1 protein-coding gene is annotated in these 363 nt (G+C 56.2%); it reads left to right on the top strand.

The features are described 5' to 3' along the window. A partial coding sequence (locus ACUU1M_RS20695; protein ID WP_449144798.1) for a transposase occupies window positions 1-363 on the top strand: 363 nt, incomplete at both ends.

Below are 363 nucleotides of genomic sequence, written 5' to 3'. Positions count from 1 at the left end.
CGCACTGCGGGGTGAAGGCTGGCGCACAGTGGATACAGTATCTGCTGAGCCTGGTCCCCGACTGCCCGTGGCAGCATATTGTGTTCACACTTCCCTGCCAGTACTGGTCCCTGGTGTTCCACAACCGGTGGTTACTGGCAGAGATGAGCCGCATTGCAGCGGATGTGATACTGGAAATCTGCCATCAGGCAGATGTGGAGCCGGGGATATTCACGGTGATCCACACATGGGGGCGTGACCAGCAGTGGCATCCGCATATCTATTTATCGACAACTGCCGGTGGTGTGACGTCGGGCCACACCTGGAAAAATCTTCATTTTTACGCCCGTAAGGTGATGAGCATGTGGCGCTACCGGATAACAC

Source organism: Shigella sp. SIG6 (genome assembly GCF_053555815.1).
The sequence above is the reverse complement of the archived record's forward strand: the minus strand, read 5'-3'. Positions and strand labels throughout refer to the sequence as shown.